Consider the following 23,957-nt stretch of genomic DNA (forward strand, 5'->3'; position numbering starts at 1 on the left):
TGAAACCTATAAAAGCCTCAGATCTTTTGGATTTGAGGCTTTTTTAGTTTGTTATTTTTTTAACGCAGTGAGCGCTAAGTTTTTTTTGTAAAGCTTGTTTTTGTTTTTGTTTTTACGTTGAATAAGTTCGCAAAGCTGTGTTTGTTAAATCTGGCTGTATTTTAATATCAAATCCTTTTAATCTTTTTAATCTGTGGCTAAAATTTTTAACGCAAAGTACGCTAAGAAATTTTCAAAGGTTGTATTTTTCTTTGAGTTGAATAAGTTCGCAAAGCTGTGTTTGTTAAATCTGGCTGTATTTTAATATCAAATCCTTTTAATCTTTTTAATCTGTGGCTAAAATTTTTAACGCAAAGTACGCTAAGGAATTTTTCAAAGGTTGTGTTTTTCTTTGAGTTGAATAAGTTCGCAAAGCTATGTTTGTTAAATCTGTCGGTATTTTAATATCAAATCCTTTTAATCTTTTTAGTCTGTAGCTAAATTTTTTAAAGCAGAAAACATTATGATAATTCGTTAAAGTAATTTTAAAATCATTAAGTAAAATGTTGTCTAAAACGATTTTTAACAATAAACTACCGTTAAGTTAAAATAAAAATTGCTTTTTAATTATTTTATCTAGTATATTTGCAACCGAATCAAAGAAGTAAAACACAAACCGAATCATGATTTCAATTCAATTACATCATCATCATTTACATTATTGCTCTCAAGCGATGTGTTAATGGTATGCGTGTAAATCATCATATTTTAAAACCCGTTTGAGTACATCAAACGGGTTTTTTAATTCTAACTCTCTTTGTACTCAAACTATTAATCCAACAAACAACTAAAAAAAATGAGTACTTTAAAAATTGCAATTCAAAAATCTGGACGTTTAAACGAAGACAGCATTCAAATTCTAAAAGATTGCGGTATTTCAATCAACAACGGAATCGATCAGTTAAAAGCAGAAGCTTCAAACTTTCCTCTTGAAGTTTTATATCTAAGAAATTCAGATATTCCGCAATATTTAATTGATGGAGTAGTAGATTTAGCTATCGTAGGTGATAATCTTTTGGTAGAAAAAGGAAAAGGTATTGAAGTGGTTCAAAAACTTGGTTTTTCAAAATGTAAAGTTTCTGTTGCTGTTCCTAAAACCTTCGAATACAATTCAGTACAAGATTTAGCTAATTTACGTGTAGCAACATCATATCCGAATACGGTTACTGAATATTTTAATAAATTTGGTTTAACAGTAGATATTCACCAAATTTCTGGTTCTGTAGAAATCGCACCAAATATCGGACTTGCAGATGCAATTGTAGATATTGTTTCAAGCGGAAGCACACTTTTCAAAAACAATTTAAAAGAAGTTGAAGTAATCTTAAAAAGCGAAGCCGTTTTAGCAGTTTCTCCAAAAGTTTCTCCAGAAATTCAAAAACACATAGATACTTTAAAATTCAGAATTCAAGCCGTTTTAAGAGCTAGAAATTCTAAATATATTCTAATGAACGTTCCAAACGATAAAATTGAAGCAGTTGGAAAAATTCTTCCAGTTTTAAGAAGTTTAACAGTTCTTCCTTTGGCGCAAGAAGGCTGGAGCAGCGTTCACTCTGTAATCGATAAAGATACTTTTTGGGATGTAATTGATCAATTGAAAGAAGTAGGAGCAGAAGGAATATTAGTTTGCCCGATTGAGAAAATGGTACTTTAAAAAGAAATTCCAAATTTTTAAATTCCAAATAAAAAGAAATTCCAATATAAAAATTCCAAATTCCAAGCACAGCTTTGCGAACTTAGCGTTTTATATACAAAAAGAATAAAAAAACCTTGCGCCCTTTGCGATAAAATTTTAAGACAAAAAATTGGAATTTGGGTTTTAAAAAATTGGAATTTAATATTGAAAAATATTATGAATAAAATAGACAATCCAAAACCAGAAAACTGGTCAGAAATATTAAAAAGACCAACTCAAACCATTGATGATATTGAGGTTACGGTAAAAGAAATCTTTAGAGAAGTTCAGAAAAAAGGAGATGATGCTGTTGCGAAATATACTTCAATATTCGATGGAATTTCATTAGATAATTATGAAGTTTCTAAAGAAGAAATTAACGAAGCAATCAATTTAATTTCAAACGAATTAAAAGAGGCTATCGAACTAGCAAAAGAGAATATTTATAAATTTCATAATGCTCAAAAAACAGATAGAGTTTCGGTTGAAACAATCGAAGGCGTAAATTGCTGGCAAGAAAAAAGACCAATTCAGAAAATTGGTTTATATATTCCGGGTGGAACTGCGCCTTTGTTTTCTACTGTTTTAATGCTGGCAGTTCCGGCTGAAATTGCAGGATGTAAAGAAATCGTATTGTGTTCGCCTCCAGATAAAAAAGGAAAAATTAATCCAGCAATTTTATATGCTGCCAATTTATGCGGTGTTACTAAAATTCTAAAAGTTGGTGGAATTCAGGCCATTGCAGGAATGACTTTCGGTACACAATCAATTCCAAAAGTATATAAAATTTTCGGGCCTGGAAATCAGTTTGTAACTGTGGCAAAACAGTTGGCAACTCAATTTGGCGTTGCAATCGATATGCCCGCGGGACCTTCAGAATTATTAATTGTAGCAGACGATACAGCCGTTCCAGCTTTTGTAGCTTCAGATTTATTGTCTCAGGCAGAACACGGAACAGACAGTCAGGTGATTTTGGTTTCGACTTCAAAAAAACTGATTGCAGAAGTAGAAAAAGAAGTTCAATCGCAATTGGAAATGTTGCCGAGAAAAGCAATTGCTGAAAAAGCTATCGAAAACTCTAAACTGATTTATGTTGAAAGCGATCAAATTGCTTTAGATTTAATCAATGAATATGGTCCAGAGCACTTTATTATATGTTCTGAATATGATGATTTCTATTGCAACGGAATCATAAATGCGGGTTCTGTTTTTATTGGAAATTATACGCCAGAAAGTGCAGGAGATTATGCTTCGGGAACCAATCACACTTTGCCGACAAACGGTTACGCAAAGAATTACAGCGGTGTAAATCTGGATAGTTTTATGAAATCGATGACATTCCAGAAAATTTCAGAAAAAGGAATTCAAAATATAGGAAAAGCTATTGAATTTATGGCTGAAGCCGAAGGTTTGCAGGCACATAAAAATGCTGTAACGTTACGCTTAAAAAAGATAATAGAATAAAGAACACAGAAAATAGACTCTGAGATTAGATGGTAAAATCTATATTCTTTTCTCTATTTTCTATACTCTAAAAATACAGAAATGAAATTCGACATAAATACAATAACGCGAGAAAACGTAAAAACGTTAAAACCATATTCGTCTGCAAGAGATGAGTTTGAAGATTTTGACACAGCCCAAATGATTTTTTTGGATGCGAATGAAAACCCGTTTCAAAATGGTGTAAATCGTTATCCAGATCCACAGCAAATGTCTGTAAAAGCGATTTTAGCTAAAAATAATTTAGTAAAACAAAGCCAAATTTTATTAGGAAATGGAAGTGATGAAGTTTTAGATTTACTTTTCAGAGCTTTCTGCGAACCGAAAACAGATAATATCATTTCATTGCCACCAACATACGGAATGTATAGCGTTTTGGCGAATATTAATAATGTAGAAAACAGAGAAGTTTTACTTTCTACAGATTTTCAGCCGCAAGTAGAAAAGATTTTAGAGGCTGTTGACGAGAATACAAAAATCATCTTTTTATGTTCGCCAAACAATCCAACAGGAAATTCTTTTTCTGACGAAAGCGTGGTAAAACTGCTCCAAAACTTCAAAGGTTTAGTTGTGATTGATGAAGCTTATATTGACTTCTCGGACAAAGAAAGCTGGCTGACAGAAATTGATGAATATCCGAATCTGATCATCACGCAAACACTTTCTAAAGCGTATGGATTGGCAGGAATTCGTTTAGGAGTTTGTTACGCTTCCGAAGCTGTAATTTCAATTTTAAATAAAATCAAACCACCTTATAACGTAAACGAATTAACGCAGCAAAAAGCAATCGAGCGTTTAAGAGATTCAGGTAAAATTAAGCAAGAAATAGCTTCAATTATTGAACAAAGAGAGGGATTGCTTAAAGTATTACTTGAAGTAGATTTTGTAGAGAATGTATATCCAACCGAAGCTAATTTTATTTTAGCAAAAGTGGATGACGCTAATAAAAGATACGATCAGTTAATTGAAAAAGGAATCGTAATTCGTAACAGAACTACACAACCTTTATGCGAAAATTGTCTTCGTTTTACAATCGGAACAAAAGAAGAAAACGCAGTTGTGATTAAAGAATTAAAATTGTTGAGCTAAAAAAAAATATAGCCACAGATTATAAAGATTAAAAGGATTTTATAATGTTTGTGTTTTTAGCCACGAATTCACGAATTTTAATTAGCGAAAATTCGTGAATTCGTGGCAAAAGAAAAATCATTTTAATCCTTTTAATCTGTGGCAGAAAAATACTAGTACAAACATTAGCAAATTAAGCATATAAAAAATTAGTGCCATTCGTGAAATTCGTGGCAGAAAAAAAATATGAAAAAAGTACTTTTTATCGATCGTGACGGAACGATTGTTTTAGAACCTGAAAATTATCAATTGGACAGCTTAGATAAATTAGAATTTTATCCGAAAGCGTTTCAATATTTGGCAAAAATTGCTGCCGAATTAGATTACGAATTAGCCATGGTGACCAATCAAGACGGATTAGGAACGGATTCTTTTCCTGAAGATACATTCTGGCCAACTCAAAATTTTATTCTAAAAGCTTTTGAAAATGAAGGAGTAAAGTTTGATGAAATTTTTGTTGACAGAAGTTTTCCGGAAGAAAACGCGCCAACACGCAAACCAAGAACCGGAATGCTAACGAAATATTTAAACAATTCAGCATATGATTTGGCAAATTCTTTTGTTTTAGGAGATCGTTTAACTGATGTAGAATTGGCTAAAAATTTAGGTGCAAAAGCAATTTTCATGAATTTAACAGACGGAATTGGAAGTACAGAAATTGCGTCAAAGAGAGAAGAGTTGAATGATACAATAGTTTTGCAGACTTTGGATTGGAAAACAATTTATGAGTTTTTAAAATTAGAAGCACGTTCTGCTTCGATTACGCGAAAAACTAACGAGACCGATATTTACATCAATTTAAATCTTGACGGAACCGGAAAAAGCAAAATCGATACTGGAATTGCATTTTTCGATCATATGTTAGATCAAATTTCGCGTCACGGTCAAATGGACTTAGAAATCCTTGTAAAAGGAGATTTAGAAGTTGATGAACATCATACAATCGAAGATACGGCAATTGCTTTGGGTGAAGTTTTCGCGAAAGCGTTAGGAAACAAATTGGGAATCGAACGTTACGGATTCTGTCTTCCAATGGACGATTGTTTAGCACAAGCTGCAATTGACTTTGGAGGAAGAAACTGGCTAATCTGGGAAACCGAATTTAAACGCGAAATGGTTGGAAAAATGCCAACAGAAATGTTTTATCACTTCTTTAAATCATTTACAGACGGTGCAAAAGCCAACTTAAATATCAAAGCAGAAGGAATCAACGAACATCATAAAATTGAAGCGATTTTTAAAGCTTTCGCGAAAGCAATAAAAGTAGCGGTAAAACGCGATACAGAAAAGATGATTTTGCCTTCTACGAAAGGAATGCTTTAATAATTGTTTCAAGTTTCAGGTTTCAAGTTACGCAACAGAACTTGAAACTTGAAACTTGAAACTTCAAACAAACAAAAATGAACATTGTTATAATAAATTACGGAGCAGGAAATATTCAGAGCATTATGTTTGCTATTGAAAGATTAGGTTTTAAAGCTGTTCTGAGTAATAATCCAGAGGAAATAAAAGCAGCTGATAAAGTGATTTTTCCTGGTGTTGGCGAGGCGAGTTCTGCAATGGCGAAACTTCGTGAAAGCGGTTTAGATTGTTTGATTCCGCAATTGAAACAGCCTGTTTTAGGAATTTGTCTTGGAATGCAGTTAATGTGCAACAAAACCGAAGAAGGAAATACACAAGGTTTAGGGATTTTTGATGTTGATGTTTTGAAATTTTCAAGCAATGTAAAAGTGCCACAAATGGGATGGAATCAGATTTATGATTTAAAATCGGATTTGTTTGCAGCTATTTCTGAAAATGAATTCATGTATCTGGTTCATAGTTTTTACGCTCCAAATTGTGCTGAATCAATCGCTACAACCAATTATGATGTTGAATACGCATCGGCTTTGCAAAAAGATAATTTTTATGGAACACAGTTTCACCCAGAAAAAAGCGGGGATGTTGGGGAGAAAATCCTTGGAAATTTTTTGAAATTAAATTCCAAAGAATAAATTCCAAATTCCAATTGCAATAACAAAAATCAATATCAATTAAAATATCAATTTCAATTTTAGAATCTAAAATCTAAAATCAGAAATCTAAAATAATAAAAATGAGAATAATACCAGCAATAGATATCATTGAAGGAAAATGCGTCCGCTTGTCCAAAGGTGATTATGATACCAAGATAATTTATAATGAAAATCCGCTTGAAGTAGCGAAATCATTTGAAGCGCATGGAATCGAATATTTGCATTTAGTAGATCTTGACGGTGCAAAATCGAGTAAAATTGTCAATTATAAAATATTAGAACAAATTGCTTCACAAACGAGCTTAAAAATTGATTTCGGAGGTGGATTAAAATCGGATGATGATTTGAGAATTGCTTTTGAAAGTGGAGCAAAACAAATTACTGGTGGAAGTATTGCGGTAAAAAACAGAGCAATTTTCGAAAAATGGATTTCAGAATACGGAACAGAAAAAATCATTTTGGGAGCTGACGCAAAAGATGAAAAAATTGCAGTTTCTGGCTGGTTAGAAGAATCAAATGAAGATTTAATTCCGTTTATTCAGGATTATCAAAATAAAGGAATTCAATACGTTATTTGTACCGATATTGCTAAAGACGGAATGCTTCAAGGGCCAAGTTTTGATTTATATGCGAAAATTTTAGCAGAAGCTAAAGGCATAAAATTAATCGCTTCTGGAGGAATTTCAACTTTCGATGAATTGCCAAAATTAGCCGAATTAGGCTGCGAAGGAACAATAATCGGAAAAGCGATTTATGAAGGACGGATTTCGCTTAAGCAGTTAGAAAATTATATATTAAATAATTAGATTATTTCGCAAAGTTGCACAAAGCAAAACACAGAGATTCACTAAAAAAATCTTTGTGAATCTCTGTGAAAATCTTAGCGAACCTCTGTGAAACAAAAACAAAGATGCTTGCAAAAAGAATAATACCTTGCTTAGATATAAAAAACGGAAGAACGGTAAAAGGCGTAAATTTTGTAGATTTACGTGATGCTGGAGATCCTGTAGAATTGGCTGAAATTTACTCGGCTGAAGGAGCAGACGAACTGGTTTTTCTAGATATTTCTGCGACCGAAGAAAGACGTAAAACACTGGTGAACATGGTGCGCAGCGTGGCAGAAAAAATTAATATTCCGTTTACGGTTGGCGGCGGAATTTCATCTGTAGAAGATGTTGATATTCTGTTAAATAACGGCGCAGATAAAGTTTCGATTAATTCATCGGCAGTTAAGAATCCGCAGTTGATTAACGATTTGGCTCAGAAATTTGGAAGTCAGTGCGTTGTTGTTGCAATTGATGCTAAACAAATTGATGGACAATGGATTGTGCATTTAGTTGGCGGAAAAGTGCCAACCGAATTAAATTTATTCGATTGGGCTGTAGAAGTGGAAGAACGTGGAGCGGGTGAAATTTTATTTACGTCAATGGATAATGACGGAACTAAAAATGGTTTTGCAAATGAAGCTCTGGCTAAACTTTCTCAATTAGTAAATATTCCGATTATTGCTTCGGGAGGCGCCGGAAACATGCAGCATTTTGTAGATTCGTTTAAAGAAGGAAAAGCTGATGCTGCTTTGGCTGCGAGTGTTTTTCATTTTAAAGAAATCGAAATCAAAGCTTTAAAACAAGAGCTTAGAAATAATGGGATTGAAGTGAGATTGTGAAATTGCAATTTTTTAAATTCCAAATTCCAATTGTCATCCTGAGCGAAGTCGAAGAGCCAAATTTCAATTGCAATATCAAAAATCAATCAAAATATAAATATTTTCAGTTTTAAGAATCTAAAATCTGATCCCGTCCCGAAGTTTCGGGATCTGGACAAAAATCTAAAATAAAAATGGACATCGATATCAAAAGCGCACACGGATTAATTCCGGCTATAATTCAGGATTCAGAAACTAAAAATGTTTTGATGTTGGGTTATATGAACGAAGAATCGCTTCAAAAAACAATAGAAACTCAAAAAGTAACTTTCTTTAGCCGTTCCAAACAAAGACTTTGGACAAAAGGTGAGGAGAGCGGTAATTTTTTAAACCTCGTAAGTATCAAGAATGACTGCGATGGCGATACGCTTTTGATTCAGGCAAAACCTGTCGGGCCAACATGTCATACAGGTGCAGATACTTGCTGGCAGGAGCCCAATGATGCTAATTATGGCTTTATTTCGCAGTTAGAAAACACTATCAAAACCAGAAGAGAAAACGCTGATTCTGAAAAAAGTTACGTAGCATCTTTATTCGAAAAAGGAATTAATAAAATAGCTCAAAAAGTTGGCGAAGAAGCTGTAGAAGTAGTTATCGAAGCAAAAGATGATAACGACGATTTATTCCTTAGCGAAAGCGCTGATTTATTATTTCATTATTTAATACTGCTTCAAGCAAAAGGATATCAGTTGAATGATGTTGTTGAAGTTTTGAAGAAACGTCAGAAGTAAAAAATGTTTCAGATTTCACGTTTCAGGTTTAACGTTTCAGGTTGCTATACAGAACTTGAAACGTGAAACCTGAAACAAAAAACTTACTCCACAAACTCAAAAACAGCAAATTCTTTTGGCTGATGAAAACCAAACTTTGAAGTTTTATACGGCTGTAAGGCAAGATATTCCGTTGTATTACCGTAATCAATCCTAAAAGTATTTCCTCTCCATTTTGTTCCTGTTTTTGGTTTTGAAAAATGGCCGTTTTCAATTTTTTCAAGACTTGAAAAAGGAATTTTAATTTCTACAGAATAACCCTCTTTATTGATTTTGCTAACCGATTCTAAACCTGCAATATCAAAATCCATTGAAGTTTTCCATCCGCCACATTCTGCTGAAATGCATTTTAAAAGCAAATCGTAGTGAGTTGAAAATGCGTTTGCTCCAATTTCAATATAATTTCTGCCGTCTCCATCAGGATCGAGAAATATCTCTACGAGATCATCTGTGTAGAAGATTTCTGTATCTTTCTTTTGTGGCGTTCCAATAATCTTAGAATCTGTGGAATTGTAGGCGATATAAAGATTTTCGTCATTCCACGAAAGTGAAACAAGAGTCTTTTGTGTAGCATTTTGTCCTGAATTATGAATGACAAACGGACCCAAAAAAGGTGTTTTCCAGTCGGTTAAATCTCCATCAATACTGATTTTTTCTGCAGTTTTATAAATAGGAATTGTCTGTGAATAACTATTTATTGAAAACAGAAATGGCAGAAGATATAAAAACGGGGTAAATTTCATAAAAATAGAATAATTATCTAATTTGCTAATTATATTCAGCTAAAATATAAAAACAATACAGTATACTAATGTAATTTTGTAACATTATTCAAAAAAGAATACTAATTGTATAACTACATAATTCAAAACTTAATTAATAAATGATGAAAAAATACTTTGGAAGCGCTATAATGGCACTTTTTATTAGTTTTTCTAGTAATGCTCAAGGACTTATGGCGAAGTCTGAAACCACTTTTACGCATCAGGACACTTTACGCGGCAGCATTACAAAGGAAAGAGCTTGGTGGGATCTGAAATACTATCATTTGGATATCAAAGTAAATCCAGCAGATCGAACTATTTCGGGGTCTAATACAGTTCGCTATAAAGTTTTAACTGAGTATAATCGCATGCAGATTGATTTGCAACAGCCGATGAATATTACCAAAGTTACGCAGAACGGAAAAGAACTAAAATTTGAAAGAGACGGAAATGCTTTCTTTATTACTTTAGTCGAAAATCAGAAAATTGGTGAGACTAAAGAAATTGTAGTTTCATTTGGCGGTGTTCCAAAAGAAGCGGTTCGCCCGCCTTGGGATGGAGGAATTACTTGGCAGAAAGATAAAAATGGAAAAGATTTTATTGCATCGTCTTGTCAAGGACTAGGAGCGAGTGTTTGGTGGCCTTGCAAAGATCATATGTACGATGAAGTTGAGAATATGCTGATTAGCGTGAATGTTCCGGGGCATTTAACTGATGTTTCAAATGGAAGGTTGCAAAGTGTTAAAAAACAGAAAGATGGAACAAAGACTTTTAATTGGTACGTTTCCAATCCGATCAATAATTATGGGGTAAATATCAATATTGGCGATTACGTAAATTTCTCAGAAAAGTATAAAGGAGAAAAAGGCGATTTAGACTGTAATTATTATGTTTTGAGAGATAATCTAGCTAAGGCAAAAGAGCAATTTAAAGATGCTCCAAAAATGCTGAAAGCTTTTGAAAGCTGGTTTGGGCCATATCCGTTTTACGAAGACAGCTATAAATTGGTTGAAGCTCCTTATTTAGGAATGGAACACCAAAGTTCTGTAACTTATGGAAACAATTACCAGAACGGACATAATGGTCATGATATAAGCGGCAGCGGCTGGGGATTAAAATTTGATTATATCATTATTCACGAATCGGGTCATGAGTGGTTTGCCAATAATATTACTTATAAAGATATTGCAGATATGTGGATTCATGAGAGTTTTACCACTTATTCAGAAGTTCTTTTTATCGAATATTATTACGGCAAAGATGCAGCAAATGAATATGCTAGAGGAATTAGAAAAATGATTTCTAATAAGGAACCAATTATTGGGCATTATGATGTAAATAGAGAAGGTTCTGGCGATATGTATCCAAAAGGTGCTAACATGATCCACACCATTCGTCAGGTTGTTAATGACGACGCAAAATGGAAGTCGATTTTGAGAGGAATGAATAAAACTTTTTACCACCAAACGGTAACCACTAAAGAGATTGAAGATTTTATTAGTAAAGAATCGGGAATTAATTTTGGTCCCGTTTTCGATCAATACTTAAGAACGGCTCAGGTACCTACTTTGGAATATTATTTTAAAGATCAGAGATTGGTTTATCATTGGATTAATTGTATAGAAAAGTTTAATCTTCCTATAAAAGTAACTTTAAATGGTGTTGAAACTTGGCTGAAACCAACTACAGACTGGAAAGCTGAAAATGTAAAAGGAGATAAATCTACTTTAATAGTCGATAAGAACTTTTATGTTACTGAATTCAATATCACAAATTAAGATCGCTTAAATGGGACGCAGATGAAACGGATTCGCTATCGCAAAGACGCAGAAAAAAAACGGATTTTTACTTTTTAGATCGAAAAAAAATCCGTGCAAATCAGCGTTTTCGCAATAGCGAATCCGTTTCATTCGCGTTTACTTTAGATCAGAAATCATAAAATTTTAGAAATCTTAATTCGAATGTTTACATTTGTTTCAAATTGATTTCAAAATAATACTATTTTACTAATGAAAAATTACTTCGGAAGCATTTTTACTGCTTTTTTAATTGGTTTTACTGCCAATGCTCAAGGACTTCTTAATAAAGGAGAAACCGTTTTTACACATCAGGACACTTTACGCGGAAGCATTACAAAAGAAAGAGCCTGGTGGGATTTAAAATATTATCACCTTGATGTAAAGGTTAATCCGAAAGAAAAAGCTATTTCGGGTTCAAATACAGTTCGTTATACTGTTTTAACAGAAAACAACCGTATGCAGATTGATTTGCAGGAGCCAATGAACATTACCAAAGTAACGCAAAATGGTAAAGAATTGAAATTTGAAAGAGACGGAAATGCTTTCTTTATTACTTTGACAGAAAAACAAAAAGTTGGCGATGTAAAAGAAATCAAAGTTTTCTTTAGCGGAAAACCGAAAGAAGCTGTAAGAGCGCCTTGGGATGGTGGTTTTTCTTGGAAAAAAGATAAAAACGGAAAAGATTTTATCGCTACCTCTTGCCAAGGTTTAGGCGCGAGCGTTTGGTGGCCTTGTAAAGATCATATGTACGATGAAGTTGAGAATATGCTGATTAGTGTAAATGTGCCTGGAGACTTAACAGATGTTTCTAACGGAAGACTGCAAAGCGTTAAAAAAGAAAAAGATGGTACTAGAACGTTCAATTGGTATGTTGCTAATCCGATCAACAATTACGGCGTAAATATCAATATTGGTGATTATGTAAATTTCTCTGAAGTATTTAAAGGAGAAAAAGGCGATTTAGATTGTAATTATTATGTTTTGAGAGATAATCTGGCTTTGGCAAAAGAGCAGTTTAAAGACGCTCCAAAAATGCTGAAAGCTTTCGAAAGCTGGTTTGGACCTTATCCATTTTATGAGGACAGCTATAAATTGGTTGAAGTTCCGTATTTAGGAATGGAGCACCAAAGTTCTGTAACGTACGGAAACCAATACAAAAACGGCTATTTAGGACGTGATTTAAGCGGAACAGGCTGGGGATTAAAATTTGATTTTATCATTATTCACGAATCAGGCCACGAATGGTATGCGAATAATATCACGTACAAAGATATTGCCGATATGTGGGTTCACGAGAGTTTTACCAATTATTCTGAAAGCTTATTCTTGGAGTACTATTATGGGAAAGAAGCTGCCGCTGAATATATTATTGGATGTAGAAAAAATATTCAAAATGATGTTCCAATTATTGGACATTATGATGTTAACAGCGAAGGATCTGGCGATATGTATCCAAAAGGAGCTTCAATGTTGCATATGATTCGTCAAGTTATTAATGATGATGCCAAATGGAAGTCGATTCTTAGAGGAATGAATAAAACATTTTATCATCAAACCGTAACCGGAAAACAGATTCAGGATTATATGAATGAACAATCGGGAATTAACTTCAACAGGGTTTATGCGCAGTACTTGACAACAACTCAGATTCCAGTTTTTGAATATATGTTTAAAAACGGAACTTTCGGATATCACTGGACGAACTGTGTTTCTAAATTTGATATGCCGGTAAGAGTGAAATTAAACGGTGTAGAAACTTGGTTGAAACCAACAACAGAATGGCAGTCAATTAAGACAACAAGCGAAGATAGAAAATTGGAAGTAGACAAAGATTTTTATGTAACGACTTCTAATATTGTAGAATAACTTTTAGAAAATTCCAATATTTTAAATCCCAAATTCCAAATTTTGGATTGTACAAAGCGAACCCGACAGGTTTTTAAAACTTGCCGGGTTTGTTATTTTTCATAAAATTTGTCATTTCTGAGGAACTTGGCGAGAAAAAGATTATTTATAAAAGAATTACTTATTTCTTTCCACAATAGCGAGACCTAATCGAATTTTATCATAGGAGATTTTTTCTTCAAAATGATCGAAATATGGTTTTAGTGCCGTTGGATATTCTAATTCGACTTGTGCTTTATGCAAAAGCTTAACTTCTTCATCAGAAACAAATTGGCTCAAATCGATATCATTTCCGTCGGTATATAATTTGGCTAAATGAGAGATAATGGTCGGAACTCCAAGTTTTCGTCTTTCAGCGATTTCTTCTACCGAAACACCATTTTGATATAACTCTAAAGTTGCTTTATACGTGTTGCCTTCTTTTTTCTTTTTGGAATTCTCTTTCTTTACTTGTTCATAATAAATTATGGCATCAATAAACTCAGAACCATATTTTTCCAATTTTGCTTTTCCAACACCATCAATGGTAAGAAACTCTTCTTCACTCATAGGTCTTACTATTTCCATTTGCCTTAATGCAGCATCACTAAAAATAACATAAGCCGGAACTTCTTCGTCTTTTGCAATTTCATAGCGTAATTTACGAAGTATTTCAAAAAGAGAATTTTTGGCTGGTTTAGCTTTCGTTTCTTTGATTTCTTTTTTATCAATTACTTTCTTGATGACAGTTGTCAATTTTACTTTTTCATTTTCAAATAAAACTTTCTTAGCAAAAGAAGTAAGGAGAATTTTATTATGCTGATGAAATGCAATTTCGCAATATCCTAAATTAATAAGCTGAATAAGGTATTGATTCCAATCGTACCAAGAAACGTCAGCTCCAATTCCATACGTTTTTAGCATCTGATAATTTTTTTCGTAGATATACGCGTTTTTCGAGCCTCTTAAAAAATCAACTATTACAGCCAAAGGCTCAGATTCTTTTAAACGCACAATAGCAGACAAAGCTTTTTGCGCGAGAATCGTCCCGTCGAAAAAAGTTGGAGGATTTTTGCAAATATCGCAGTTTCCGCAATTCTCTGTAACCAATTCACCAAAATAAGAAAGCAGAATTTTTCTGCGACAACTTACAGCATCGGCATATTGTTTCATACGATCCAATTTTGCTAACTGAATATCTGCGTTCAAACCTTCTGAAGCAAATTTCTGCAATTGAATTACATCGGCATAACTTTCAAACAAAACCGTTTCAGCCGGAAGACCGTCTCGACCAGCACGCCCAATTTCCTGATAATAGCCCTCGATATTTTTTGGAAGATTATAATGAATAACCCAGCGTACATTAGATTTATCAATTCCCATTCCGAAAGCAATCGTAGCACAAACGACCTGACAGTCATCATTAATAAACTGATCTTGAGTTTTAGCACGTGTGTCATTATCTAAACCTGCATGATATGCTTTGGCTTCAATGCCGTTTTTTCTTAATTTATCTGCCAACTCTTCAGTAGTTTTTCTGCTTAAGCAATAAATTATTCCCGATTCATTGGGCTTTCTTTCAATGAAATCTATAATTTGTTTCACACGTTCCAAAGCCGGACGGACTTCTAAACTTAAATTCTTTCGATCAAAAGAAGCTATAAAAGTTTTTGGATTCTTTAGCTTTAATTGTTTAGTTATATCTGTTCGTGTCGCTTTGTCGGCTGTAGCGGTCAGGGCTAGGACAGGAGTAGAGGGAAAGCGACTTTTTAAATACCCTAAATTGGTATATGCAGGTCTGAAATCATGCCCCCAAGAAGAAATACAATGCGCTTCATCAATAGCTATTAAGCTAATATTCAATTCATTGAAAGCCACATCCAAATAAGAAAGACTTTCTGGTGCAATGTAAACTAGTTTAAAATGATTTGATTTTAAGTTGTCTATATAGTACTGTTGCTCCTGCGAAGATTGGCTGCTATTGATATAACAAGCATTAATTCCGTTAGCTTTTAAGCTGTCAACCTGATCTTTCATTAAAGCAATTAGTGGCGATATTACAATAGTAATTCCTGGTAGCACTAATGCGGGAAGTTGAAAACAGATTGATTTTCCACCACCAGTCGGCATAATTGCCAGAGTATCTTGACCCGATAAAACCGTATTAATAATACTTTCTTGATTGGGTCTGAACTTTTCAAAACCAAAATTTTCTTTTAATTTGGTGTGTAGTAATTCTGAATTCATTAGGCTGGTAATTTGTAAAATCATTATTAAAACCGAAAAATATAAATTTAAAAATAATCTTACGAATTTTAAATAATTTTGTTATAATTTGGAACAATTCATAAAAAAAAGGAACTCTAAGAGAGTTCCTTTATATTTTAAAGAAAAGAATTAATCTTCGTCTTCTTCATCTTCATCGTAATCAGTATCAGCTTTGTCGTCATCATCGTCATCGTCATCATCTCCGCCATCTGAATCTGGTTTGTCTTGAGTATCATCATCTTCGTCATCATCATCGCTTATATCATCATCAAGATCAATACCTTTAACTGGTGCAATTGCATCTACATCAACATCTAAATCGTCATCTTCATCGTAGTTTTCAATTCTGTCAGCAAGTTTAGTACTAATTTTTACCAAATAAATAGTGTCTTCAGTACGAACTTCTACAGCTTCAACCAATTCGTTTTTAGCATTTCTAAAACGGATTACATCCGAATCATCATAACCATCAGGAAATTTTTCAACCAAAAGGTTCAAAATTTCATTGGTAAGTTTGGCGTAGTCTACTATAACTCTTTTCATAAATTATCTTATAAATCTAATAAGTATGCAAAAATTAACGGAGCAACAATTGTAGCATCCGATTCAATAATAAATTTAGGGGTTTTGATGTCTAATTTACCCCAAGTGATTTTTTCATTTGGAACTGCTCCAGAGTAAGAACCATAACTAGTTGTTGAATCTGAAATTTGACAGAAATAACTCCAAAATGGAACATCGTGCATTTCCATATCTTGGTACAACATAGGTACAACACAGATAGGGAAGTCACCAGCGATACCACCACCAATTTGGAAGAAACCAATTCCGTTTGAACTGTTTTTAGAATACCAATCTGCAAGGAAAGTCATGTATTCAATTCCAGATTTCATGGTAGATGCTTTTAAATCTCCTTTAATCACGTATGAAGCAAAGATGTTACCCATCGTACTATCTTCCCATCCTGGAACGATAATTGGCAAGTTTTTCTCTGCAGCTGCATACATCCAGCTATCTTTTAGATCAATTTCATAATATTCTTCTAAAACACCAGATAATAGCATTTTGTACATGAATTCATGTGGAAAATAACGCTCTCCTTTATCGTCAGCATCTTTCCAGATCTTGTAAATATGTTTTTGTAAACGACGGAAAGCTTCATGCTCAGGAATACAAGTATCTGTAACACGATTTAATCCTCTTTCTAATAAAGCCCATTCGTCTTCTGGTGTCAAATCACGGTAGTTAGGAACTCTCTCGTAGTGAGAATGAGCTACTAAATTCATGATATCTTCTTCTAAGTTTGCTCCAGTGCAAGAAATAATATGCACTTTGTCTTGTCTAATTACTTCGGCAAAAATTTTACCAATTTCTGCTGTACTCATTGCGCCAGCCATACTTACCAGCATCTTTGCACCATCGGCTAATTGCTGCTCGTAAGCTTTTGCAGCATCTACTAATGAAGCAGAATTGAAATGCAAATAATGTTTTTCAATAAACTGACTGATTGGTCCTTTCATTTTTTTTTGTTTTTTTTGAATTAAAAAGTTTAACCTTTTTGGATGTTATTGCAAATTAAGAATTTTTAACAAAACTCTATTATTTAATCTGCCGTTTTTTTTACAACTTTTTTTTGTAGCCTAAAATCTTTAAAACATCGTCTGAAGTCTGTTGTTCTGAGAAAACCTCAGTTGCCAAAATTCCATTTTCGTCACGATCAATTAAAATATGTTTTGGCTGCGGAATCAAACAGTGGTGTAGACCGCCGTATCCTCCAATTGTTTCTTGATAAGCGCCAGTATTAAAGAATCCGATATATAACGGTTTTTCTTTGTTGTACTTAGGCAGGTAAATTGCATTCATGTTTTGCTCAGAATTATAATAGTCGTCACTATCACAAGTCAGACCTCCCAACAGTACCCGCTCGTAAGTATCATTCCAGCGGTTAATAGCCAGCATGATAAAACGTTTATTTATAGCCCAAGTATCTGGTAAAGTGGTAATGAAAGATGAGTCGATCATATTCCATTTTTCTCTATCATTTTGCTGTTTTTGATACAAAACCTGATAGATTGCACCACCGCTTTCGCCCACAGTAAATGACCCAAATTCCGTAAAAATATTTGGAACATCAACTTCCGCTTCATCACAAGCAATTTTAATTTGATTGATAATTTCATCAATCATATATTGATAATCATATTCAAAAGCAAGTGAGTTTTTAATAGGGAAACCACCGCCAATGTTTAGTCCGTCTAGTGTCGGGCATTCTTTTTTAAGAGCAATGTAAACTTTAATACATTTTACAAGCTCATTCCAATAGTATGATGTATCGTTGATTCCGGTATTGATAAAGAAGTGAAGCATTTTAAGCTCTAATTTATCATTTTCCTGAATTTGCTTTTTATAGAAAGAAACGATGTTTTTGTAACCAATACCTAATCTAGAGGTATAAAACTCAAATTTAGGTTCTTCTTCGGCCGCAATACGAATTCCGATTTTGAATTTGCTTTTAATTTCTGCCTGAAGTAAATCTAACTCTTCATAGTTATCAATAATTGGAATAGTATTTTTATGTCCGTTATTGATTAATCTAGCAATATTACTGATATATTCGTCTCTCTTGAAACCGTTGCAAATTACAAACGTACTTTTATTGATTTTTCCGTTTTCTAATAAATTCTCCACAATATTAACATCAAAAGCGGACGATGTTTCGATGTGAATGTTATTCTTGAAAGCTTCATTCATAATGTATTCAAAATGAGAGCTTTTTGTGCAATAACAGTAATAGTATTTTGCGTCGTATTTATTTTTCTCCATTGATTTTCTAAACCAAGCTTTTGCTTTATTGATGTTTTCAGAAATCTGAGGCAAGTAAGTAAACTTTAATGGCGTACCATATTGTTCAACCAATTTCATCAAATCGATATTATGAAATTGAAGGTTGTCTTTGTTTAGTTTAAATTCCTCTTGTGGAAAGTAGTATGTTTGGTTTATTAGATCAGAATATTTTGTATTCATTTATTTGTCAATGTTTTAGAGATTGTGATTTTAATTTAATTTTAGTTTTCTGAGACTTAATCTTAAATTTATACTCTAATGTTGGCAAATATAATGGGCAACTTTTCGTGCTCCGCTTTTGTACATTGGAAAACATCAATACAAAAAGGACTTTTAGTATTATAAAAACGGTTCAGCATTCTTAATAAAGAACTGCTGAGTCTGTTTCTGTAAGAGCTAAAATGCCTTTGCTGCTTGTTTGTTTTCATGGGGCAAATGTAAAAAATAATATATACCAAATGCAACGCTTTTGATTAAAAAAAGTTTAAGATTTATAATCTTGAAACGCCTCTAGAATCAATTTATTTTCAACGGATTGGTTAATTTTTATTTTTCCGATTCCTTCAATCAATGCAAATTGAATTAAACCGTATTCATTTTTTTTGTCATGAATAAGCAATTCTAAGATCGGATCAATGTCTTTTTCTTCAAAAATGACATCGTCATATATATCTTTAATAATGGTTTTAATTTCCCTGTATTCTTCTTCAGTAATTAATCCTTTTAGAAGCGAAATATAGCTTTCTAAAATCATGCCGACCGCAATGGCTTCACCATGCAGTAAAGTTGTTTTTTCTTCACTTTCTAAAAAATAACCCTCGATGGCATGCCCTAACGTATGACCAAAATTTAATGCTTTACGGATATTTTTCTCCGTTGGGTCCTGAATAACAATTTCATTTTTAATTTCAACAGAGCGATAAATCAGCTGATCTAATTCATCAAAAATAATTGACTTTAAATCTGAGAACTGTCTCCAATAGGGCGCATCGTATATTAAACCGTGTTTAAGCATTTCTGCCAAACCAGAACGCATTTCGCTTTGTGGCAAAGTTTCTAAATATTTCGTATCAATTAATACCATTTGAGGTACATTGATAACACCAATCTGATTTTTAAGATTTCCTAAATCAACTCCTGTTTTTCCTCCAACAGAAGCGTCAACCATAGACAATAAAGTAGTTGGAATGTTGATAAAATCGACACCTCTTTTAAATGTAGAAGCGACAAAACCTCCCAAATCTGTAACAACGCCACCGCCCAAATTAATAATCAGTGATTTTCTGTCAGCGCCAAGCTCTGTCAAGATATTCCAGATTTCAATACAAGTTTCTATATTTTTATTTGCTTCTCCAGCTTCAAATTCAATAATTTCGATTGCCAATTCTGTTTCAAGAAGCGGAATAAATTTTGACAAACAATACTCATTAGTCTGATCATCTACAATTATAAAAATATTAGAATATTTACTTTCTCTTAAATGTTTATTTAAAGCTTCGTAAGCATTCTCATTGAAATGTACGAGATAATTATTGGCTTGAATAGATTGCATAAGTCTTTAGTTAATTGAAAACGCAAAATAAGGCATTTTAAACTAAAAAATAGGGAGATTGATCTTATAATTTATTTCAAATTTGAAGATTAATGTGACAAATTAGATCTTTATTTTTTTGGTTTTAATTGCAATTTGCAGTTGTCTGTAATGCTTGAGCAAATTTTTTAGCTTTTGCTGAATTTAAATATTTGCAAAAATTAGACTCGTCACCAACATTCCTATAACAAAAACCTAAAAAATATTCTGTTTTACCATCTTGTAAATCTGGGTATTTTATTGCATTTAAAAGGTAAGGTATTGCTTCTTTATTTTTTCCTCGGTTGTAATAATAAAAACCAATATTTTGCAAAGCATATACATTTTTAGTGTCAATTTCTAAAGCCTTTTTATAACTCTGCAGCGCATTCTCAAATTGTGCTTTGGATTCAAATTCTTGTCCTTTTACAAGATAATCGGTAATTAAAATGCTGTTTTTAGACTTTAGCAAGATACTGTCTTTAGGAAAGATTTTTAAACCTTGGTCTATAAATTTCACTAATTGTTTTCGTTCAGCACCGCCATTTTGTAAAGCAGATAATGCGAGCGTCCATGCTACAGGCTTTTTTGTAATGGAGAAAAATAATTTATGCTCTTTTTTTATTTCTCCAGTATCTTTTTTCGTTGAAGCCAGTATAGTCGAAGTTTTATAAAAAAACAGATTAACAGGTTTTAAATAAAAAGCTTTTTTACAATAGATATAAGCACTGTCTAGATTTCCTTTATTTAATGCTATCATATATTTGTAAAAATCTATTCTACCCGAATATGGATTAATTTTGCTAGCCTTAGAGAAACAATTCATTGCTTTATCATAATTCTTTTCTCTCAGATAATAAATCGCAGCATATTCATAAAAAGATTCCGAGGTATTAAATACATTGGGATAGCTAGGAATTCTTTTTACTACTTCGTCTCCGCTTAAATAAAAACTGTTTACGTTTACATTTGTATTTACATCGTCGGTTTTTATCAAATATTCTAAATTTGAGGCCTTACAAATTAAATATGCAGAATAACTTGTAATTAAAGAAACAAAAACAATACTGCAAATTATAACTTTTGTTCCTTTAAGAACTGGTTTAGAATCTGAATTAAATAATGAAGAATCATTTATAATAGTTAAAGCTAGCAACAAGGCAAAAAATATTTGCATTGTTGGTCTGTACATTGGGAAATTGAATAATGAATCTAAGCCATAAACTATATTTAGCAGAAGGCAGAGTATAGCAACTGTTTTTACAGTAGAATCTTTAGATTTAAAAATTCGTTTGATATTAATGAAAGTAACTAGAATAAATATAGAGAGATAAATTAGGGAATTAAAGATTCCAGTTTCTGCCATTATTTCTAAAAAATCATTGTGTGCGTGTAAAGAAACTATAGAACCATCTCCGTGATTTTTCTCGTACGGAATTGATTCAACCTGATAGTTGCCTAAACCAATTCCTAAAAAGGGATATTTTTTGCTAATCTCAATTGCATTCTTCCAATAAAATAATCTAGCTTGCGACGATTCATCATCAGTGTTTATCTGCGTAAACCTATTTTCTATCGATTTATATCTTCCTGTATTTTGTGTTTTTTGAAGAATAGAATTAGAATATAAAAATGCGACTAAGATTGGAATAATTAGGTATACAATTTTTACGCCTGTTTGTTTATTAAAATGGTATTCCTTTATTAAATAAATTATATAAACAATATAAATTAAAATAATGTTGATTAACGAAGTTCTAGCGCCTGTTAAAAAAATGATAGTGGTTGCTGTAAAGAGTGCTAAGAGTAGAAAGACTCTTTTAAAATCTGTAAAATAAGTTATACCTAATAGTAGAAAAGGAATTTTAATACTTAGACTGGCTGCCAAAATATTAATATTTCCTGTATTTCCTTTCATTGCTCCAAGAACATTAAGAATAGACGAACCTCTTGGAACAATTAAAATATCCATTAATTGTTGTGCTGATTGCAAAAAAGCGGCAACACCAACAATTAAAATTATTTTGCTCCATAAGTGAAGTTTGTTTTTGAATAAGATAGAAAGATTGATAAAAAGACAAAATACAATCGCAATTTCTGTAATTTTTGTAAAGACAAGCGAAAGGTTTTTCCCAGTAAATATGGAGATGCTGCAAAGAAAAAGAAATGCTACATAAAACCTAAATGAATAGCTATTTTTAATGGAAATTATAGCACATGGATCAATCCTATAAGTATTCAAAAACAAATAAAGGCCAATTAATAAATTTAATATAGTGATATAGAAAAATTGTACATTAATGATTTCCATTGTTTTAAAATACGGTAAGAAATCAATAACTAATAAAGAAATTACAAACAATAATGCTACAAAATCGGGTACATTTTTTTGTCTATAAAAGTATCTATCCATAATGTAAAATAAGCAGAATAATTAAGTTAAAATTGTGATGTATTTTATTACAAACTTAGGTTAAATATTGCTAAAACTTTAGTTGTAAATTTAATTATGTCTTATTCTGATACAAATAAAACCTCAAAATTACTCCTCTGATATTGATCATTGTTTAAAACTCTGTCCTATATTTGCATAAAAAATAAATTTAATGGAAAAGATATTCGATAATACACAAGTTGCATTTTCACTTAAAAGTGATACAGAACTTGATAGAGCTTACTTTCTTTTTAAAATGATTGATAGCGAACCTCTTGTGAGGATTGGAACTGCTGTTACTAACTTTGCAATTAAAGCTCATTTGCCAGTAGAAGGATTAATACGAGCAACGGTTTTTGACCATTTTTGTGGTGGTGTAAACGAAAATGACTGCCTTACTGTTGTTGACAAAATGTTTACAAAAGGGGTGTCTTCTGTATTGGACTATTCTGTTGAAGGAAAAGAAGAAGAGGAGCAGTTTGATGCTGCTTTGGAAATGACATTAAGAACGGTTGAATTTGCGAAGGAACGCCTTGCTATTCCGTTTGCTGTATTTAAGCCAACAGGACTTGGACGTTTTGAATTGTATGAGAAATTAGGCGAAAAACAAACTCTTAGTCCAGCTGAACAAGCAGAGTGGGATAGAGTAGTGGCTCGTTTCGATAAAATCTGTAGCGAAGCACATAAAAAAGATGTTGCATTATTAATTGATGGTGAAGAAAGCTGGATGCAAGATGCTGCTGATGATTTGGTTACCGAAATGATGCGTAAATACAATAAAGATAAAGCAATTGTATTTAACACTTTACAAATGTACCGTTGGGATCGTTTAGATTATTTGAAAAAACTTCATGAAGTTGCAAAAACGGAAGGTTTTTATATCGGAATGAAATTGGTTCGTGGGGCTTACATGGAAAAAGAAAACAAAAGAGCCGAAGAAAAAGGTTATGTTTCTCCAATCTGTGTTTCTAAAGAAGCAACCGATGTGAATTATGATAATGCTGTTCATTATATGTTAGATCACATCGAAAAAATGGCCATTTTTGCAGGAACTCATAATGAAGCGAGTTCATACAAATTAATGGAAATGATGGCAGAAAAAGGAATGGATAAAAACGATTCTAGAATCTGGTTCGGTCAATTATACGGAATGAGTGATAATATTAGCTACAACTTAGCAGAAAACGGCTATAATGTTGCTAAATATCTACCATTCGGACCTGTAAAAGATGTTATGCCGTACTTAATTCGCCGTGCAGAGGAGAATACTTCTGTTGCTGGTCAAACGAGCCGCGAATTATCTATGATTAAAACAGAACGTAAACGTAGAAAAGGGAAATAATTGAGTGTTCAGTGTTCCGTTTTTTAGTGTTCAGTTACAATAATAATTGAAAAAGCTCCAATCAAGAAGATTGGAGCTTTTTATGTTTAATTTAGATTTATATTTTTATTAAACCCGACAGGTTTTTAAAACCTGTCGGGTTTGAAATCGAAAAAACTTCATTTGATTTATCAAATGAAGTTTTTTTATTGGAATTTGGAATTTCAAAAATTGGAAT

18 protein-coding genes are annotated in these 23,957 nt (G+C 32.6%); 11 read left to right on the forward strand and 7 right to left on the reverse strand.

Annotation, left to right across the window (positions count from 1 at the left end; genetic code table 11):
- Window positions 1-835: 835 nt before the first annotated feature.
- From hisG to hisIE, 8 genes are all read left to right on the forward strand, one after another.
- Complete coding sequence (gene hisG, locus EG814_RS08000) at window positions 836-1,693, forward strand: ATP phosphoribosyltransferase (protein WP_125720686.1); 858 nt, start codon at window positions 836-838, stop codon at window positions 1,691-1,693.
- Between the two features lie 198 nt (window positions 1,694-1,891).
- Window positions 1,892-3,178, forward strand: a complete 1,287-nt coding sequence (hisD, locus tag EG814_RS08005) for a histidinol dehydrogenase (protein ID WP_125720688.1) — start codon at window positions 1,892-1,894, stop codon at window positions 3,176-3,178.
- A gap of 81 nt (window positions 3,179-3,259) precedes the next feature.
- A complete protein-coding gene (gene hisC / locus EG814_RS08010; RefSeq protein ID WP_125720690.1) occupies window positions 3,260-4,306 on the forward strand; it encodes a histidinol-phosphate transaminase in 1,047 nt (348 codons plus the stop codon).
- A gap of 225 nt (window positions 4,307-4,531) precedes the next feature.
- Window positions 4,532-5,668, forward strand: a complete 1,137-nt coding sequence (hisB, locus tag EG814_RS08015; RefSeq protein WP_125720692.1) for a bifunctional histidinol-phosphatase/imidazoleglycerol-phosphate dehydratase HisB — start codon at window positions 4,532-4,534, stop codon at window positions 5,666-5,668.
- Window positions 5,669-5,745: 77 nt separating this feature from the next.
- Window positions 5,746-6,339, forward strand: a complete 594-nt coding sequence (gene hisH, locus EG814_RS08020; protein ID WP_125720694.1) for an imidazole glycerol phosphate synthase subunit HisH — start codon at window positions 5,746-5,748, stop codon at window positions 6,337-6,339.
- A gap of 101 nt (window positions 6,340-6,440) precedes the next feature.
- Window positions 6,441-7,166 carry a 1-(5-phosphoribosyl)-5-[(5-phosphoribosylamino)methylideneamino]imidazole-4-carboxamide isomerase gene (gene hisA, locus EG814_RS08025; protein ID WP_125720696.1) on the forward strand — a complete coding sequence of 242 codons (726 nt, stop codon included), beginning with the start codon at window positions 6,441-6,443 and terminating at the stop codon, window positions 7,164-7,166.
- Window positions 7,167-7,270: 104 nt separating this feature from the next.
- On the forward strand, window positions 7,271-8,026 hold the full coding sequence (gene hisF / locus EG814_RS08030) for an imidazole glycerol phosphate synthase subunit HisF (RefSeq protein WP_125720698.1): 756 nt from the start codon (window positions 7,271-7,273) through the stop codon (window positions 8,024-8,026).
- 167 nt (window positions 8,027-8,193) lie between these two features.
- Window positions 8,194-8,796, forward strand: a complete 603-nt coding sequence (gene hisIE / locus EG814_RS08035; protein ID WP_262699900.1) for a bifunctional phosphoribosyl-AMP cyclohydrolase/phosphoribosyl-ATP diphosphatase HisIE — start codon at window positions 8,194-8,196, stop codon at window positions 8,794-8,796.
- Between the two features lie 83 nt (window positions 8,797-8,879).
- On the opposite strand, the gene EG814_RS08040 is transcribed toward hisIE, so the two are convergent.
- Entirely contained in the window at window positions 8,880-9,578 is a 699-nt protein-coding gene (locus EG814_RS08040) for a carbohydrate-binding family 9-like protein (RefSeq protein ID WP_125720702.1), read from the reverse strand.
- A 143-nt stretch (window positions 9,579-9,721) separates the two neighbouring features.
- On the opposite strand from EG814_RS08040, the gene EG814_RS08045 reads away from it, so the two are divergent.
- Window positions 9,722-11,377 (forward strand): M1 family metallopeptidase, encoded by a 1,656-nt coding sequence (locus tag EG814_RS08045; protein WP_125720947.1) that lies wholly within the window; start codon window positions 9,722-9,724, stop codon window positions 11,375-11,377.
- A 231-nt stretch (window positions 11,378-11,608) separates the two neighbouring features.
- Window positions 11,609-13,264: a M1 family metallopeptidase gene (locus EG814_RS08050; protein ID WP_125720704.1), complete on the forward strand. Its 1,656-nt coding sequence runs from the start codon at window positions 11,609-11,611 to the stop codon at window positions 13,262-13,264.
- Window positions 13,265-13,420: 156 nt separating this feature from the next.
- On the opposite strand, the gene recQ is transcribed toward EG814_RS08050, so the two are convergent.
- The 6 genes from recQ to EG814_RS08080 all read right to left on the reverse strand — a co-directional run bounded on the left by recQ (window position 13,421) and on the right by EG814_RS08080 (window position 22,377).
- Entirely contained in the window at window positions 13,421-15,529 is a 2,109-nt protein-coding gene (recQ, locus tag EG814_RS08055; RefSeq protein WP_125720706.1) for a DNA helicase RecQ, read from the reverse strand.
- 150 nt (window positions 15,530-15,679) lie between these two features.
- On the reverse strand, window positions 15,680-16,093 hold the full coding sequence (locus EG814_RS20975; RefSeq protein WP_164515292.1) for a DNA primase: 414 nt from the start codon (window positions 16,091-16,093) through the stop codon (window positions 15,680-15,682).
- Between the two features lie 8 nt (window positions 16,094-16,101).
- Window positions 16,102-17,070, reverse strand: a complete 969-nt coding sequence (locus EG814_RS08065) for a deoxyhypusine synthase family protein (protein WP_057117936.1) — start codon at window positions 17,068-17,070, stop codon at window positions 16,102-16,104.
- A 100-nt stretch (window positions 17,071-17,170) separates the two neighbouring features.
- Window positions 17,171-18,574 (reverse strand): type III PLP-dependent enzyme domain-containing protein, encoded by a 1,404-nt coding sequence (locus EG814_RS08070; RefSeq protein WP_125720708.1) that lies wholly within the window; start codon window positions 18,572-18,574, stop codon window positions 17,171-17,173.
- A gap of 304 nt (window positions 18,575-18,878) precedes the next feature.
- Window positions 18,879-19,946, reverse strand: a complete 1,068-nt coding sequence (aroB, locus tag EG814_RS08075) for a 3-dehydroquinate synthase (RefSeq protein ID WP_125720710.1) — start codon at window positions 19,944-19,946, stop codon at window positions 18,879-18,881.
- A gap of 124 nt (window positions 19,947-20,070) precedes the next feature.
- Window positions 20,071-22,377 (reverse strand): O-antigen ligase family protein, encoded by a 2,307-nt coding sequence (locus tag EG814_RS08080; protein ID WP_125720712.1) that lies wholly within the window; start codon window positions 22,375-22,377, stop codon window positions 20,071-20,073.
- Between the two features lie 193 nt (window positions 22,378-22,570).
- On the opposite strand from EG814_RS08080, the gene EG814_RS08085 reads away from it, so the two are divergent.
- Window positions 22,571-23,740, forward strand: a complete 1,170-nt coding sequence (locus EG814_RS08085) for a proline dehydrogenase family protein (RefSeq protein WP_125720714.1) — start codon at window positions 22,571-22,573, stop codon at window positions 23,738-23,740.
- The last annotated feature ends 217 nt before the right edge of the window (window positions 23,741-23,957 follow it).

Source organism: Flavobacterium ustbae (assembly GCF_003946915.1).
Classification (GTDB): domain Bacteria; phylum Bacteroidota; class Bacteroidia; order Flavobacteriales; family Flavobacteriaceae; genus Flavobacterium; species Flavobacterium ustbae.